Here is a 15,458-nt window from a genome sequence, read left to right as displayed (position 1 = left end):
TTTATTTATTTTGTTTTATTTGAAAAAAGAGCGTACCCATTCGTCCTCGTCTTTTTCCAGTTCTTCATAAGTTCCTTCGGCATGTATTGTTCCATCTTTTAGAACCATAATTCGGTCGGCAGTGAGTTTTGCGCAAGCCATATCGTGAGTAATAATGATGGAAGTTGTTTTACGCTTGTGTTTGATATCGAGAATTAATTCGCTGATCTCACGCGAGGTTATGGTGTCTAATCCCGTTGTGGGTTCGTCGTATAAGATAATTTCCGGTTTTAAGATTAAAGTTCTGGCCAGACCAATTCTTTTTTGCATTCCCCCTGATAGTTCAGACGGCATTTTATCGATCACATCCCCCAAACCAACATTCTCTAAAGCTTCCATGACTTCAGTTTCAACTTCTTCAGGAGTTAAGTTCTGTTTGTGTTTTTGTAAAGTGAAAGCCAGATTTTCTCGTACCGACATTGAGTCATATAGTGCACCACTTTGAAATAAAAATCCAATTCGAACCCTTATCTGATTTAGCTCAGATTTCTTCAGGTTTAATACATTTTCGTTAAACACTTTTATTTCGCCCTGATCGGGTGTGATTAAACCCACAATACATTTTATGGTGACCGATTTTCCAGAACCGGAACGCCCAAGAATCACTAAATCTTCCCCTTTATTCACCGTTAGATTTACACCTTGCAGAACAGTATTGTTTGCACCAAAAGTCTTATGCAAATCCCTGATCTCGATGATCGGAGTTTTGCTTCCTGCTTTAGTTTTAAGGGCTGTATTTTCTTTTTCTTCAATCATCTTTAAAAGAATAAATCGGTTATTTGAACGGCAATCATATCGAGAATAAAAATGGTAAGCGAAGCCGTTACAACTGCTGAATTTGCTGCTTTCCCCACACTTTCAGTTCCATTAGAGGCATTAAATCCCTTAAAACATCCAATCATTCCAATAAAGAATCCGAAGAAGAACGTTTTAATGGTTGCAGGAATCAGATCCAGATATTCCAGCGATTGTAAAATTTGAGTCAGATAGCGATAGAAATTAACATCACCGTGAATATTAATTCCAACAAAACCACCAATAATGCCCACAGCATCTGCAAAAATGACTAAAATGGGAACCATTAAGGTACAGGCTAAAATTCTGGTTACGACCAAATAGTTGTAAGGATTAATTGCCGAAACTTCCATCGCATCAATTTGTTCGGTTACTTTCATCGAGCCTAATTCGGCACCAATTCCCGAGGAGATTTTTCCGGCACAAATTAAAGCCGTAATTACGGGAGCAATTTCTCTTATTAAGGAAAGAGCTACCATTCCGGGCAACCAGGATTCCGCTCCAAAGTTGACCAGTGTAGGACGAGATTGAAGGGTGAGTACCAATCCCATAATAAAACCGGTTATGGCTACTAAAGGCAGTGACTTATATCCAATTACATAACATTGTTTTACAAACTCTTTGGCCTCATAAGGAGGAACAAAAACTTCCTTAAAAAACTGCTTTGCAAACAAAGTTGCATTTCCTATTTCGGTGAAAGTATTTTTTAGAGAGAGAATCAAAATAATAGGTTTTTAGTATTAAATCGAAAACGGAATAATGTAAATCTTAAAAAGACACTTATCGTCTTTATGATCAAAGATTAAAGTTACTTGAAAACTACAGAAGAAATCTTACATAACTTTTTCTGAAGTTTATATAATTAGCATTGGATCAATAAAATAATATGTAAAACTCACGTTGTGTGGGCTTTATGAAATAAAAAAATCCCTTTGTGTGAAAAGGGATTTTTGACGTTTTGAGTTTCAGGTTTATCGTTAAGACTGCGTCTGAAAACTATAATATTTTCGTGTTATAAGTGCAATAGGAAGTCCGATGCAGAATATAAGAATCAACATGGAAAGGAATAACGGGAAATCTAAGTGTTTTTCGGGAAGTACAGGAAAGGTAATAGGCAGCACAATTAAATTCATGATGATCCACACAAAAATTCCATAAAGGAATCCGGAAACAATTGCACTTTTTTTGAGAAAAGGCAGATAAGGATAAATGAAAAAATAAAACCAGGCGAAACTTAGTGCAATTAAGTAATGGAATCCAATACCGAAGAGTGCCATTAATGAGCCTCCACTATAGGCTTCTTTTTTAAAAACGCCGCTTGTAATAGATTGCAATAGTTTTATTGCAGTGGTTTTTTGGAGTATAAAAGCATAAATTGTAATGGCAGCCGTTAGGTCTAATGTCCCGGCAACGAGCCAGGCGGTTAAAATGGTTTTGGTTTTGGATCTCATATTTAGTTTTTTACAACATTATAGACGTTTTTCAATTGATTTAAATGTCTTTTGGAGTGCATGACACAGAAGTTTAATAACTCGTAGATTGTTAAATTTCCAATACCTGGTATTTCAAAATCCATACAGGTGAGTGTTAAATCATAATTTTCAGCAATATCCTGCATTTCCTTTTCAATTCTTTGAAGACTCGAAAGCAACTCGGTTTTGTCATATTCGCGGTCCTCGGGATATATAAAATCAGGGGAGTTGTATTTGGTGCTGAAATTGAGAAATATCTCTTTGATTAGAGGAATTTTTTCGTCGTAGTTAGCGGGGAGTTTTTGTGTATTAGCCTCGCAAACCTGACGTAGTCCTGAGGTCGATTTTATAATATGACGGGCAACCTGTCCACCAGTCCAGCTTCCTTCAAACGGTACTTGATTTACTTCGTTCTGCGTAAAAAGAGAAAGCGTATCGTAAAATTGTCCAATAGTAGTGGTAATGTCTTGTTTTAATTCCGTTTTCATAAGTGTTTTTTGTTTTTAAGAAAGAATTGTAGTGATCCACCAGACATTCCCAAACGGATCGGTAACGCCGCAAGTTCTGCCATACTCTTTATCGCTGACTCCCATTATGCTCGTAGCACCATTTTCTAATGCTTTTTTATAGGTTTCATCGACATTCGGGACATAAACAAATAGGTTAGCGGTTTGTCTTGACCAGTCTTCAACTACGTCTGTAACCATGATAGTACTTCCGGTAATGATAATTTCTGCATGCATAACCGTTCCGTCTTCGCGTAGTACATGATCGGAAGAAGTTGTTGCATCAAAGACTTTTTGAGTAAATTCTATAAATTGTGACGCGCCATTTAAAATCAAGTAAGGCATTATGGTCTGATGTCCGGCCGGTAAATTCATTTGGTTAGATTTGAAGGTTGATAGTATTTCAAATTTACAAATTTTATCAATAAAACTTTATAAATCAGATCGTTGTTGTTTTTTAGGACTTACAGAAGAACTTCACAATGATAGCCATAGGAATCAAGAAGTTCTATTATTCTTTGATTTGAAATTGACGGTGCATGAACGCGTAAAATTCTATCACAGTCCTCTAAATCAAAATTAATATGACTGTTTGGAAAATGTTCCAGAAGTTTCCCCACAATCAGTCGAGATTGCTCGACTTCCTGAACATTTGTTTTATAAACTTCTATCATCATTTCGAGAGGTTATAAAGCGATGTTTTTATAACGCTCTATTTTATGATAATAAACGTAAGAGATCGCCAGAATTACTAAAAAGATTAAAGGAAAGAAGACCTGGAAATTGATGCCGTCTACAGCAGCGTGACTGATGGAAGCAAAAATAAAGTCGAAACCAAATCCCGCATATGCCCATTCTTTTATGTTTTTTGGGATGGAAGGAATCACCAGGACTAAAACACCAAGAATTTTAAAGACAACTAAGGCATTTCCGAAATACTCGGGATAGCCCAAATGTCTGATTCCTTCTTTTGCTAATTCTGTCTGAGAAGTTAAGGCCGGCATTACACCTTCGAATAAAAAGATAATAGTAGTAGTGATCCAAAAGATAATTTTTGCTTTTTTCATGGGATAGTTTTTAAAAGGTTGTTAATTAATGTATTACAAACTTACAATTCTTATCTTTTGAACGGACTACACATTTACGACTATTTTAGGGGCATTTGGGACAGAGTGGAAGATTTTAGATTTTAGAGTCAAGAGTAAAGAATAAAGAGTAAAGAATAAAGAGTAAAGAATAAAGAGTAAAGAGTAAAGAGTAAAGAGTAAAGAGTAAAGAGTAAAGAGTAAAGAGTAAAGTTTCAAAATCTATTCTCTATATTCTATATTCTTTTCTCTTTTCTCTTGAAACTTGAAACCCGAAACTTGGAGTTTGGAATTTAAGATTTGGAATTTGTTCCCAAAACATAATTCTTAATCACAAACAAATCTTCAAAACCCAATCGAGTGTAGATGTCTTTTCCCATGACAGAAGCTTGTAACTGCGCATAATCCGCATTTAAATCGATGGATAGATTTAACGCATATTTCATAATTTCCTCGGCAAAACCTTTTCTGCGCATTTCGGGAATTACTCCCAAGCCATGAATTCCAATTGTATTTTGAGTCTGAAACAGCATAAAAGTTCCGATCGGTTGAGCGTCTAAGGAAACCGAATAGAAATGAACGTTGTTGTAATTCTGAATCAGGATTTCTTTGCTAATCACGTAACCAAAAGCATGAGGATACAGATCTGCCCATATTTTGGCATCCTGTTCAGTGGTCACTCTTTTAAAACTGAGCTGGGCTTGCAGTGAAAATTGTTGATCTAATTTTAAAGCCATCGCAACCTGTTCACTTTTTAATGAGAAACCATTGGCATCCAGTATTTCGTACGATTTTGTTCCGTAGATATCCCAATAAGCGAAAGCTAATTCTGAATTGGCCTGCATGGTTTTAGTAATTTCGCCGATGTCATTTTTAGAAATGTCTTTTCGAAACCACAATTTATTAGGCCAGCCTGAATTTTCAACTTTGCTATATTCAAAAAGAGGAGTTGTATGGTAGGATAGGAAAGAGGAACTAACCGTTTTCCACATTCCGGTAAGATTATTTAAGTTGTCTTCGATTAAGTTTATATTTTTCATTTTGATACTAGTTATAAGAATTTAAGACAAAGATACTTCCGGCTTTTATAGGAAACCTTTACATATGTTGATTTACAAATCTTTTTCGAGATTTTTTCGGATACGGCTTAGTTGGGTAGGGGTAATTCCTAAATGGGAGGCGATGTGAAGCAACGGAATACGGTCTCCAATATCTGGATGTTTGGATAAAAGCTGTACATATCTCTCGGTAGCATTTTGCATGACTAGAGCAATTTCGCGTTGTTCTTTTTCGATTACCCAGTTTTTTTCCAAATAGGCAATGTAATAATTTTTGAGATCGTTGTTCTGATCAATGAGTGCTCTGTATTTTTTGTAGTTAAGTTGAATCAAAACAGAATCTTCAAGTGCTTCTATGGTGAAATGAGAAGCAGTTTGCTGCAGTAGAGAAGCCTTTGAACCGGCAAAATCACCTTCAAGAAATATGTTTTTATTATAGAGATTACCTGCCGAATCGGTGATAAAAGCCCGTAAAGCGCCTTTGATTATAAAATATATTTCCTTTGCAGTTTGTCCGTTTTGAAGTAAAATATCTCCTTTTTTAATGGATTGAATTTCAGCAATACTTTCAATTAACTGCCAGGACGTTTCTGAAATAGGAGCGTAGCTTTCGAATTTTATTTTTAAATCGTTGAGGTACTTATTTTGATTGATTGACATTTTGATTGAAGTTTTACCTATCAAAAATAAGGAAATATTGTGGATTATAGGATACACGGATGACGCGGATTCGCTATCGCGAAGACACGGATTGACGCTGATTTTTCTCTCTCATTTTGTCATTTTGGAGAACGAGAAAAAAAACCGCTAAAAACGTAAAAGTTATTTAGCGGTTTATTAGGGAAAGTTTTTTACTGGTTTGATGTAAATCCCTTTATTTTAGAATTTAATCGGCATAATGATAAATACTTTTTTTAATGGTATCTTTTATTTTTTCAAGTGTTACTTCAGTCACACCGCCTTCATAATTCATACTAATAAGGACTTTATCTTTGATGATTTCGTAATCAATTGAGATCAATCCGTTTTTATTTACGGGTACAGATTTACTTTCGTTCGGGATGGAACTTAAAAAATAAGCAGATTCCTCAACCTCTTTATTTTTGATAATATTTTGATAGACCTGGGCAAGATCAGTATCTTTTAGGATACATTCTCTTCCTGAACCCATTTCTACTTCAACATCCTTACAATCTTCTTTTTTCTTTGCTTCTTTTTTTACAGCAGGGCTTGTTTTTACTGGTTCTTTTATTGCTTTTACTTCTTTTTCTGAATTGTTTTCTTTACAGCTTGTAAATAGTAATGCTAAAATTGCAAGGCATGCGATTCTTTTCATGAGTTTTAATGTATTGATTAAGAGGATTGTTTTGTTAATATTCGATACGATATTCATTCTTTGGAGCCATTTTTCGAAGGCTTGACAATATCAAAAGTAAGAAAAATTGTGATTATAGGATACGCGGATGACACGGATTCGCTTCGCGAAGACATGGATTGACGCGGATTTTTTTATTCTCGCCATTTTTTATGCGCAATCTTGTCATCCTGACGAAGGAAGGATCACACAAGTAACTCCGTACAGAATTTCGTCAATCTTTGTCGAATCCCAAATGTGATTTGCTTCGTCTATTCGTTATCGCTCGAGTCTCCCTTCGGTCGAAATGACAAAAATGAGAATAAAAAAATCCGTGACAATCCGCGCTTCCACAAAGCGGATCTGTCTTCTCCGTGTGCCATAAAAAAAACGCCATGAAACTATAAGTCTCACAGCGTTCTCCTCTCAAAAAAATAAATAATTAACGGGTATTATTTCCAGCCACCACCTAAAGCACGATACAACTCGGTATTGGCAGATAACTGTTCTCTTTTTATGTTAGCCAGTTCTAGCTCACTTTGTAATAAATTAGATTGCGCAGTAAGCACTTCAAGATATTCCGCCATACCATTTTTGAATAACAAATTGGCATTTTTTATGGCTTGTTGCAGCGTTTTTACACGTTGTTGCAAAAAAGATTCCTGTTGCTGTAATTTCTCAACTTTTACCAAAGCATCTGACACTTCACTAACCGCTACTAAAACCGATTGTCTGAAATTCAGAACCGCTTTTTCCCTTTCGGCAACGGCGATATGGTATTGTGTTTTTACTTTTTTATTGTTCAGCAAAGGCTGTGTCAATCCTCCTGCAAGAGTTCCGAACAAAGAGGCCGGAATGTTGAACCAATTGCTGGCTTCGAAAGAGTTTACACCACCCTGAGCTGTAATTCTGAGTGCCGGATACAAATTGGCTTTTGTGATTCCTACGCTGGCATTTGCAGCTTTAAGAGCAAGTTCGGCGCTTTTTACATCCGGTCTGCGGCTTACTAACGAAGACGGAATCCCGATGGCGGTATTGTTTTTAACTTCTAAAGCACTCAAACGAATACTTCTTTGTTTGGAATCCGGAAAAGATCCTGTTAAAACACTCAACGCATTTTCCTGAATCGCAATATTTTGTTCCAATAACGGAATCAATTGCGCGGCGTTTAATTTTTGTGCTTCCGATTGTTGAATCGCCAATGAGGTTACCTGACCGGCATCGTATTTTAATTTGATAATAGTAGTGGTACTATCATTTAATTTTAGATTTTGTCGGGCAATATCCAACTGTGCGTCCAGCATTAAAAGATTGTAGTAGCCTTTGGAAACATTGGCAACGATGGTAGTCTGCAAAGCTTTTTTAACTTCTTCTGACTGCAGATAACCCGCAAAAGCTTCTTTTTTCTGGTTCTTTATTTTCCCCCAAATATCGGCTTCCCATGAAAGTGTTGCTCCGGCTGTGAAGTCATTAATATGATTCTGACCCAATGCCTGACCTAAGTTCTTTCCTGTAAAACTATTGTCTGACGGATTGCTGGTGCTTGCCGCTACCGATAAATTGACTTCAGGGACATTTCCCCATTTGGACTGTGTGAATCTGTAATGCGCAATCTCGATGTTTTTAGTAGCAATTTGCAGGTCGTTGTTTCGGGCAACCGCGCTGTCTATTAACTGAATAACATCTTTTTCGGTAAAGAAATTTTTCCACTCCGTATCACCAATACTGGTCGTATCTTTTGAAACCGATGCACTCCTGAAATTTTCAGGAAATGCATCTTTTGGAGTTTCAATATCCTTCGAAACCTTACAGGATATTACTGTGGTGATCAAAATAGCGATCATCACAATTTTGGTTATATGATTTTTCATTTTAGGTGCTGTCATTAAATTTCTGTACAAGTATCTTTTCTGCTTTCAAGATCCCTTGAAATTTTATAAGAGATGTATCCGATGCCAATGATAATGGCTACGAGTACGGTTGTGATATAGTTTTCCATTTTTATTTTTCTTCGTTATGAATTACGGCTACCGGTTTTCCGGAAACCTTTTCTTGTAAATATTGGAAGATGACGAATAAAACCGGGATGATAAACAATCCTAGAATTACCCCTGAAATCATACCTCCTGCGGCACCAATACTAATCGAATGGTTACCTTGTGCTGATGGTCCTTTGGCACTCATCATTGGAATTAATCCCACAACAAAAGCAAGCGATGTCATGATAATTGGTCGTAAACGCAGTTTTGCCGCATCGATTGAGGCCATCACCAATGCCTGACCGGATTTTCTTTTCTGAACCGCAAACTCCACAATCAGAATGGCATTTTTAGCGAGCAGTCCGATTAACATTACCAGAGCAACCTGTACATAAATGTTGTTTTGAATTCCGGTGAAACCAATAGCCACAAATACTCCAAAAATACCTGCAGGGATAGAAAAGATTACCGCCAAAGGCAAAATGTAACTTTCATACTGTGCAGCAAGTAAGAAATAGATGAATATCAAACACAGTAAGAATATCGTTGCGGATTGTCCTCCCGAAGAAATCTCTTCACGGGTTTGTCCCGAAAATTCAAAACTATAACCTGCAGGTAAATGTTGTGCAGCAACTTCTTCTATGGCTTTAATGGCATCTCCCGAACTAAATCCAGGTTTCGGAATGGCATTTATCGAAATCGAATTAAACAAATTATATCTCGAGGCCGTTTCAGAACCATAAATACGGCTTAGTTTCACCAAAGTATTTATTGGAACCATTTCTCCGGTTTTGTTTTTTACAAAAACCCTGTCAATTGAAGATGGATCAGCTCTGTCGGCAATATCTGCCTGAACAACAACTCTGTAATATTTACCAAATCGGTTAAAGTCAGAAGCCTGTGCACTACCAAAATAAGTCTGCATCGTTTGTAAAATGTCTTTTACATTTACCCCCAGCTGATTGGCTTTTTCGTCATTAATATCCAGTTGCAACTGTGGATAATCGGCTTTGAAACTCGTAAATGCCATAGCAATCTCCGGACGTTTCATTAATTCTCCGATAAAGCTTTGAGAGACACCGCTAAACTTATCCAGTTTGCCTCCGGTTTTATCCTGTAGCACCAAATCTAAAGCTTCAACATTACTAAATCCGGGAACAGTTGGGAAACTAAAAACGAAGAAACTTCCGCCTGTAATAGTCCCTAATTTTCCTTGCACATCCGCCATTATTTCGTCGATTCCTTTGATTTTTCCACGCTCTTCATCCGGTTTAAGCAAGACAAAAATAACTGCTGACGATGGGCTTGTAGAATTCGTTAATAAATTGAATCCTGAAATCGCTGTTACAAATCGTGATGATTCGTCGTTTCTTAGTAAATTCTCTGCCTGAGTCATTACTTTTTGTGTTCCGTCAAGAGAAGTTCCTGAAGGAGTATTTACCGCAATCGCAATAAATCCCTGATCTTCTGTTGGAATAAATCCTGTTGGAGTCGTTTTTACTAACAGAATGGTTGCTGCTGTAATTAAGGCCAGACCACCTAAGCTTAACCATTTGCGGCGAATTAAAAATTTAATACCACCCACATAACGATTCGTCAAAGATTCGAAGCTGCTGTTGAATGCCGTAAAGAATTTTTCTTTAAATCCTTTTTTAACATAAACTTCATTTTCGTTTGCTTGTGTACCGTGATTGTCCTTCAGGAACAATGCAGCAAGCGCCGGGCTTAAAGTCAAAGCATTCACAGCCGAAATTACAATTGCAATCGCCATCGTAAAAGCAAACTGACGATAGAAAACTCCCGTAGAGCCTTCCATAAAACCAACCGGCAGGAATACAGCAGCCATTACCAGCGTAATCGAGATAATAGCACCCGTTATTTCGTGCATTGCTTCATGTGTGGCTACTTTTGGAGACAAATGTTTGTGCTCCATTTTGGCATGCACGGCTTCGACGACTACAATCGCGTCATCTACCACAATACCAATCGCCAGAATTAAAGCGAAAAGTGTTAGAAGATTGATCGAAAATCCGAATAACTGCATGAAGAAGAACGTTCCTAAAATTGCTACAGGTACAGCAATAGCCGGGATTAATGTTGATCTAAAATCTTGCAGGAATATAAATACTACAATGAATACTAATATAAATGCTTCGATTAAAGTATGTTCTACCTGTTCTATCGATTGGTCCAGCGATACTTTGGTACTATAGAAAATATTTTGCTTGATCCCTTTTGGAAAATCTTTCGATGCTTTTTCCATCAGTTTGTTAATCGCGATCTGAATGTCATTGGAGTTTGAACCTGCCAATTGAATAATACCGATTACAACTCCTTTTTTACCATTTAAACGCGTTAAACTGTTGTACGAATAAGCACCAAGTTCAACTCGGGCAACGTCTTTTAAGCGAAGTACCGAACCATCTGCATTAGAGCGAATAGCAATATTTTCATATTCTTCCGGTTTGGTTAGTTTTCCTTTGTATTTGATTACGTATTCGAAAACTTCTGTACTTCTTTCTCCAAATTTACCCGGAGCAGCTTCCAAACTTTTGTCCTGAATGGCACTCATGATTTCGTTTGGTGTCACTTTGTAAGTTGACATTTGTGTCGGATTCAGCCAAACACGCATCGAGTAATCTTTTACACCTCCAAAAATACTGGCCGATCCTACTCCCGGAATACGTTTAATTTCAGGGATAATATTGATTTGGGCATAATTGGCCACAAACGTCTGATCGTATTTCGATTCATCCTCGGTGTACATACCGATGGCCATAATGAAACTGTTTTGTTGTTTCGCAGTGATCACCCCTTGTTGTACCACTTCGGCAGGCAATTGACTGGTTGCCTGAGCCACCCTGTTTTGTACGTTTACGGCTGCCTGATCGGCATCGGTACCTAATTTAAAGAAAACAGTAATGGCTAACGATCCGTCGTTACTGGCCGTAGAGCTCATGTAAGTCATATTTTCCACCCCATTGATAGACTCTTCTAAAGAGGGCGCTACCGAACGTAAAACCGTTTCGGCATTAGCTCCCGGATAAACCGCCGTTACCAAAACCGATGGCGGTGCAATATCAGGAAACTGTTGTAAAGGCAATTTCGTAAGTCCAAGTACCCCCAGAATCACCAATAAAATGGAGATTACGGTTGCCAGTACAGGTCTTTGTATAAATATTTTGAACATTTGCGTGTAAATTATTTTTTAGTGATTACTTGGGCAACTTTTGTAGCCGGTTTTTCAGGCTGAATGACCTGACCTTCCTGAAGTTTATCAATACCGCTTAGTACAATCTGATCACCAGATTTGATACCATCCTTAATCAAATAGTTTGTACCGCTTTTACCAATAACCGTGATCGGCATTTTGTTAACCTTATTTTCTTTGTTGACTGTGAAGACAAAAACTTTGTCCTGCATTTCAACGGTAGCCGCTTGTGGTACCAAAAGAGCGTCGTCATGGTGAAGTCCTAAACGAATTTTCCCGGTGTTTCCTGAACGTAAAGTCCCGCCAGCATTAGGAAAAGTAGCTCTTAACGTAATAGCTCCGGTGGTTTTATCAAACTGACCGTCTACCATATCGATTTTTCCGGTTTGAGGATACGCATTATTATCGGCTAAGATTAAAGTTACAGGAGGCAACTTTTTGATTTTATCGCCTAGGCTGCTGCCTGCATATTGCGCTTTAAAGTTGATGAAATCGGTTTCTCCCAAAGAGAAATAAGCAAAAACTTCATGTACATCAGATAAGTTGGTTAACGGTTCAACATCCGTTGCCGAAACTAAACTTCCTTGTTTTTTAGGTAATCTTCCAATGTAGCCGCTTACAGGAGCTGTAACATTAGTATATCCAAGATTGATTCTGGCCGATCCTACCATTGCTTTGGCCTGTTCGATATTGGCAGCAGCAATTTTTTGAGAAGCCTTGGCCGTTTTTAACTGATAATCCGAAACTACTTTATTTTGAACTAATGGAGTTAATTTATCTACTTCCAATTGCGCGTTGATTAAAGCCGCTTCAGCAGCGTGCAAATTAGCCAGCGCATTGTTTAATTGTTCACGGAATGGACGTTCGTTTATTTTGAATAAAGTCTGACCTTTATAGACATAAGCACCTTCGTCTACAAAAACTCTTTCCAGATTTCCGCTTACCTGAGGACGAATTTCAACATCAACAGTTCCTTGTATAGAAGCAGGATATTCGGCATCAGTAGTAGTGTTTTCGCTTGTAATAGCAGCGACAGGTAATAATGGTGCAGCAGGAGCTGCCGGGGCTTGCGATTTATCTGCACAACTGCTTAGTACGAGTGCCAGAATAAAACTGGTTATGATAACATTTTTCATTTTATTATTGGTTTTAAATTGTTGAACATTCTTTTGGATTAATTGATGTGGTATTCTGGCATTCATGTTTAATTATATTAAATTATCTAACATCGTTAAGTTGTAAAACCAAAAAGGTCATAGAATTCCGCTTCCAATTCTATTTCATAATGGGTATTAAATTATTTATCAGTGTTAAGTAAAATAGCAAAAAAAGCTGTTTATTACTTGGTTAAATTATTTATCACTGTTAAGTAATGGGTAAAAGAGATTCAAAATTACTCTATTAAATCATTTACCACTGTTAAGTGAAAATTAAATTTTTTTTATTGTATTGATTTTATGATACCACCAATCGCATCTTTCAGAATTTGATTGTTGATTGTTTCCATTACGTCACTTTTGTTGATGATATTGATAGCGATCAAACCGTGAATGACAGAAAAGAAAGTAAAATATTTTTGTTTGACTACTTCTTCACTTGGATTGCTGTTTTTCATTACTTCGGCAATAACCGTTGTAAACAGTTTATAAGGCATTTTGGCAGCGTCGCATTGTTGAGAACAGCAATTCATCTGTACACCAAACATTACCTGATACATTTCGGTATCTGTAAAAGCAAAATCCCAATATGCCATCCACATGGCTTCCAACTGATCTTCCGGTTTATTAAATTTAGCTTTAGCCTCTTCAAGTTCCTTTGCTAATTTAGTAAAGCCTTTCCCGGTTAGTTCCCTTAAAATGGCATCTTTGTTTGAAAAGTATTCATAAATAATAGGAGCGGTGTATTCAATTTTATCAGCAATTTTTCTCATACTCAGACCTTGCCACCCTTCGTCTTTAACGATAGTGTAAGCAGCATCAAGAATGTTACTTCTTGTCTCTTCTTTTTGTCTTAAAATACGATCTTTACTTGCCATTTTAGTTGAGTATTAAATTGTTTAACACCGTTAGGCAAATGTAGGACGGTTTTTCTGATTATGAAATAATTTTATCATAATATTTTCTTATCGTGTCATAGGCAATCAATAAAAACTTCGTGAAGCCTTTATTTTATTGGATTTTTTGAAGTGTAGTTTTTTTTAGAAGCAGAACATTTTGGCACTTTTAAAACCATTTGTCCTGCTTTTCGCTAAATCTTTTTCTGTTCTCGTTAAAGAAACGAGACCAGAAAAAGGATATCGCTGCAATCAGGGCTAAACGAGGGACGGATCAACGTAAAATGTTGTGGGGTTGATAGAAGTTATTCCTTTTATTAACGATTTCAGCTCTTCATTAAAGAGATTTTTTTATTACAGCTGATTTTAGAATTAGTGTTCTCTTTCGGTATAAATATTTGAAATGTTTAAAAAGGGCTGAAAGTCCAAAAGCATAAAAATAGTGCAACGCACTATAAATTAAGATAATGAATCATATTGCCCTGAAGGGGCATAAGCAGTTATAAATAAAGCATAAGATGCTGATTAAAAGTTGCTAATTTTCGGAAATGTCATAAAATAAGATAGGTGCTTTTGGGTTATGCTTTCGCCCTTACAGGGCTTAAAGAGGTGCCCACCTTATTCATGGCACTTTGTACCATGTTACTGCTAAAGCTCTTTCAGAGCAACAGATTCAAATACTTGTCTCTTATGGGTAAGCTCTATATTATTTCGTTTGTGGAAAAGAAAAAGAAAGATTGCTTTTTGCACCTGCATTTCGCTCGTGAGTATGATTTAAAATTTGTCATTTTTTAATTCACGAGCGCGGCAGCTGTAGAGATTTTTTAGAATAGAAAAACGGAGTTGTAAAAATATTGACAAGGACTCGTTGTCATTTCACTTTTTTACATAATCCATTTCGACATGCTCGATTCCTGCATCCAGGAAAAAATTATCGGTTTGTTTAAATCCGTTTTTGATGTAAAAACGACTTGCATTGACTTGTGCGTACAAATAGATCTTTTCCTCATCTTTTAAATCCGCTAAGATTTTTTGCAAAATTGCCTCTCCAATTCGTTTCCCGCGATAAGTATTCAAAACGGCAATGCGTTCAATTTTAAAACCCTTTTCCATTTGGCGGTAGCGTGCTGCTCCGGCCGGTAAGCCATTAACAGTTGCGAGATAGTGAACAGCTTCTTCGTCGTCCATAGATTCGCGTTCCTGCGATACATTTTGTTCTTCAACAAATACTTGACGACGAATGGCAAAAGCAATTTCTATTAATTTATCGTCCTCAATCTTCTCAACTTTTACAGTATTTCCTGTTGATTTTTGAGCAGATTCGCTCTTCATTTCTTTAATAGTGGTCATTCGGTCAAAAAGATTTTTAGTTTTTAAATTCTGGGTTACTTCGTGTATGGCTTTAAACAAATTATTTTCGGTATCAGTGAGTTCAATCAGCGCTTCGGTCATGATTTGCCATAAAGGCTGTAATTGATCGATCATCTCGTTGGCTTTGTCCGTAAGGGTAATCAGGCGTTTCCTTTCATCTTTGGCGTCTTTCGCTGAACCAATCAGTTCTTTTTTTTCCAGTTCTTTCAATAACGAAATAGTAGTGGGGTGAGAGTAGCCAATTTCCTGTGAGAGTTCGACAACACTAATAGCCTTTTTCTGCGAAAGCACATACACCACCGGAAACCATTTAGGTTCAAAATCGATGTTCTGACTTTTGTAGAATAACTGCGCTTCTTTCCTCAGGTTCTCATTCAAACGCTGCAAAAGATTTCCCAATACCAATGATTTTGATTGCTCTAATACCATAAAAAATAATTTTAGTTCAAATTTACGTAGTTAGCTACGTATATTCAATAGGCTAAAGTAAATTTTAAGATTTATTTATCTTTTTTGACTTTTGTTATTGGCTAAA

Annotated in this window: 15 protein-coding genes; all 15 read right to left on the bottom strand. The window is 36.9% G+C overall.

All coding sequences use genetic code 11. From position 1 onward, the window contains the following. Positions 1-15: 15 nt before the first annotated feature. The 15 genes from OLM58_RS20785 to OLM58_RS20715 all read right to left on the bottom strand — a co-directional run bounded on the left by OLM58_RS20785 (position 16) and on the right by OLM58_RS20715 (position 15,352). Positions 16-795, bottom strand: coding sequence for an ABC transporter ATP-binding protein (locus OLM58_RS20785; protein ID WP_264530466.1), 780 nt, complete (start codon positions 793-795; stop codon positions 16-18). A 2-nt stretch (positions 796-797) separates the two neighbouring features. Then, a complete protein-coding gene (locus OLM58_RS20780) occupies positions 798-1,556 on the bottom strand; it encodes an MlaE family ABC transporter permease (RefSeq protein ID WP_264530465.1) in 759 nt (252 codons plus the stop codon). Positions 1,557-1,811: 255 nt separating this feature from the next. After that, a complete protein-coding gene (locus tag OLM58_RS20775) occupies positions 1,812-2,285 on the bottom strand; it encodes a DUF1440 domain-containing protein (RefSeq protein ID WP_264530464.1) in 474 nt (157 codons plus the stop codon). A gap of 2 nt (positions 2,286-2,287) precedes the next feature. After that, positions 2,288-2,794, bottom strand: a complete 507-nt coding sequence (locus OLM58_RS20770; RefSeq protein ID WP_249965603.1) for a DinB family protein — start codon at positions 2,792-2,794, stop codon at positions 2,288-2,290. Positions 2,795-2,809: 15 nt separating this feature from the next. Then, entirely contained in the window at positions 2,810-3,187 is a 378-nt protein-coding gene (locus tag OLM58_RS20765; protein ID WP_264530463.1) for a VOC family protein, read from the bottom strand. 89 nt (positions 3,188-3,276) lie between these two features. Further along, complete coding sequence (locus tag OLM58_RS20760) at positions 3,277-3,489, bottom strand: hypothetical protein (protein ID WP_264530462.1); 213 nt, start codon at positions 3,487-3,489, stop codon at positions 3,277-3,279. Between the two features lie 9 nt (positions 3,490-3,498). Next, complete coding sequence (locus tag OLM58_RS20755) at positions 3,499-3,879, bottom strand: DoxX family protein (RefSeq protein ID WP_264530461.1); 381 nt, start codon at positions 3,877-3,879, stop codon at positions 3,499-3,501. A gap of 311 nt (positions 3,880-4,190) precedes the next feature. Further along, the gene (locus OLM58_RS20750; RefSeq protein ID WP_264530460.1) at positions 4,191-4,937 is read right to left on the bottom strand and encodes a GNAT family N-acetyltransferase; all 747 of its coding nucleotides are present in this window, start codon (positions 4,935-4,937) and stop codon (positions 4,191-4,193) included. 72 nt (positions 4,938-5,009) lie between these two features. Then, positions 5,010-5,615: a Crp/Fnr family transcriptional regulator gene (locus OLM58_RS20745; protein WP_264530459.1), complete on the bottom strand. Its 606-nt coding sequence runs from the start codon at positions 5,613-5,615 to the stop codon at positions 5,010-5,012. 226 nt (positions 5,616-5,841) lie between these two features. Beyond that, entirely contained in the window at positions 5,842-6,291 is a 450-nt protein-coding gene (locus OLM58_RS20740) for a hypothetical protein (protein ID WP_264530458.1), read from the bottom strand. A gap of 470 nt (positions 6,292-6,761) precedes the next feature. Further along, entirely contained in the window at positions 6,762-8,180 is a 1,419-nt protein-coding gene (locus OLM58_RS20735) for a TolC family protein (RefSeq protein WP_026109892.1), read from the bottom strand. Positions 8,181-8,310: 130 nt separating this feature from the next. Beyond that, a complete protein-coding gene (locus OLM58_RS20730; RefSeq protein ID WP_264530457.1) occupies positions 8,311-11,478 on the bottom strand; it encodes an efflux RND transporter permease subunit in 3,168 nt (1,055 codons plus the stop codon). An 11-nt stretch (positions 11,479-11,489) separates the two neighbouring features. Further along, complete coding sequence (locus OLM58_RS20725; protein ID WP_264530456.1) at positions 11,490-12,701, bottom strand: efflux RND transporter periplasmic adaptor subunit; 1,212 nt, start codon at positions 12,699-12,701, stop codon at positions 11,490-11,492. A 239-nt stretch (positions 12,702-12,940) separates the two neighbouring features. After that, positions 12,941-13,534 (bottom strand): TetR/AcrR family transcriptional regulator, encoded by a 594-nt coding sequence (locus OLM58_RS20720; RefSeq protein ID WP_264530455.1) that lies wholly within the window; start codon positions 13,532-13,534, stop codon positions 12,941-12,943. Between the two features lie 894 nt (positions 13,535-14,428). Then, the gene (locus OLM58_RS20715; RefSeq protein WP_230000667.1) at positions 14,429-15,352 is read right to left on the bottom strand and encodes a bifunctional helix-turn-helix transcriptional regulator/GNAT family N-acetyltransferase; all 924 of its coding nucleotides are present in this window, start codon (positions 15,350-15,352) and stop codon (positions 14,429-14,431) included. Positions 15,353-15,458: the final 106 nt, after the last annotated feature.

The sequence above is a fragment of the Flavobacterium sp. N502540 genome (assembly GCF_025947365.1).
Taxonomy (GTDB): domain Bacteria; phylum Bacteroidota; class Bacteroidia; order Flavobacteriales; family Flavobacteriaceae; genus Flavobacterium.
Note: the sequence above shows the minus strand (reverse complement) of the source record. Positions and strands in the feature narration are given on the sequence as shown.

Excerpts from the sequence above, each read along its gene's own strand:
- OLM58_RS20785 (WP_264530466.1), bottom strand. The coding sequence starts at position 795 with ATGATTGAAGAAAAAGAAAATACAGCCCTTAAAACTAAAGCAGGAAGC.
- OLM58_RS20775 (WP_264530464.1), bottom strand. The coding sequence starts at position 2,285 with ATGAGATCCAAAACCAAAACCATTTTAACCGCCTGGCTCGTTGCCGGG.
- OLM58_RS20770 (WP_249965603.1), bottom strand. The coding sequence starts at position 2,794 with ATGAAAACGGAATTAAAACAAGACATTACCACTACTATTGGACAATTT.
- OLM58_RS20765 (WP_264530463.1), bottom strand. The coding sequence starts at position 3,187 with ATGAATTTACCGGCCGGACATCAGACCATAATGCCTTACTTGATTTTA.
- OLM58_RS20760 (WP_264530462.1), bottom strand. The coding sequence starts at position 3,489 with ATGATGATAGAAGTTTATAAAACAAATGTTCAGGAAGTCGAGCAATCT.
- OLM58_RS20755 (WP_264530461.1), bottom strand. The coding sequence starts at position 3,879 with ATGAAAAAAGCAAAAATTATCTTTTGGATCACTACTACTATTATCTTT.
- OLM58_RS20750 (WP_264530460.1), bottom strand. The coding sequence starts at position 4,937 with ATGAAAAATATAAACTTAATCGAAGACAACTTAAATAATCTTACCGGA.
- OLM58_RS20745 (WP_264530459.1), bottom strand. The coding sequence starts at position 5,615 with ATGTCAATCAATCAAAATAAGTACCTCAACGATTTAAAAATAAAATTC.
- OLM58_RS20740 (WP_264530458.1), bottom strand. The coding sequence starts at position 6,291 with ATGAAAAGAATCGCATGCCTTGCAATTTTAGCATTACTATTTACAAGC.
- OLM58_RS20735 (WP_026109892.1), bottom strand. The coding sequence starts at position 8,180 with ATGAAAAATCATATAACCAAAATTGTGATGATCGCTATTTTGATCACC.
- OLM58_RS20730 (WP_264530457.1), bottom strand. The coding sequence starts at position 11,478 with ATGTTCAAAATATTTATACAAAGACCTGTACTGGCAACCGTAATCTCC.
- OLM58_RS20725 (WP_264530456.1), bottom strand. The coding sequence starts at position 12,701 with ATGAATGCCAGAATACCACATCAATTAATCCAAAAGAATGTTCAACAA.
- OLM58_RS20720 (WP_264530455.1), bottom strand. The coding sequence starts at position 13,534 with ATGGCAAGTAAAGATCGTATTTTAAGACAAAAAGAAGAGACAAGAAGT.
- OLM58_RS20715 (WP_230000667.1), bottom strand. The coding sequence starts at position 15,352 with ATGGTATTAGAGCAATCAAAATCATTGGTATTGGGAAATCTTTTGCAG.